This is a genomic window from Vibrio sp. 704, assembly GCF_033339295.1.
In genome coordinates, this window is the sequence record NZ_JAWOUH010000369.1 from 1 (window position 1) to 751 (window position 751).

Sequence of the window (751 nt, forward strand, 5' to 3'; positions counted from 1 at the left end):
TGGTGCCATTTCGCTAGCGATTTTGCCAGTGGCTGAATATCCGCAAATTAGTCCACCGTCGGTTAGCGTAACGGCGTACTACACTGGCGCAAGTGCCGAAGTGGTTGAACAGGCCATCGCCGATCCGATAGAGACATCGGTGAACGGCGTAGAAAACATGATTTACATGTCTTCGAAAAGTGCTAACGATGGTTCGTACAGCTTAAACGTTACGTTTGATGTTGGTACCGACCCAGATATGGCGCAGGTGAACGTGCAAAACCGAGTGTCACAGATTGAGTCAAAACTGCCTCAGGAAGTGCGCATGGTCGGCGTGACGGTGAAAAAGCGTTCTCCTGACCTATTGATGGTTCTGAACTTCTATTCACCAGACGGCAAGTATGATGACCAATTCTTAATTAACTACATCAACTTGAACGTAAAAGATCAGTTGGCGCGTGCGAAAGGCATCAGTGAAGTAAATGTAATTGGTGGTGGTGAATACGCGATGCGCGTGTGGTTGGACCCAGAAAAAATGGCCAACCTCAAGCTAACGACATCGGATGTATATGCTGCTTTAGCGGAGCAAAACGTTCAGGTTGCTGCTGGCCGTGTTGGTGCCGCGCCGTACAATAACCCGCAAGAAGTGCAGTTCAACCTAGTGACGAAAGGCCGCTTAGAAAGTGTGAGCGAGTTTGAAAACGTTGTTCTTCGTGCCAATCCAAATGGCTCTACGGTTTATCTAAAAGACGTTGCTCGTGTTGAACTGGGT

The 751-nt window shown here is 48.3% G+C and carries 1 protein-coding gene; it reads left to right on the forward strand.

Going from position 1 to position 751, the window contains the following annotated elements; genetic code table 11:
- Nucleotides 1-751, forward strand: a 751-nt coding sequence (locus R7R24_RS26520) for an efflux RND transporter permease subunit (RefSeq protein ID WP_318120091.1), incomplete at both ends; no start/stop codon positions are given.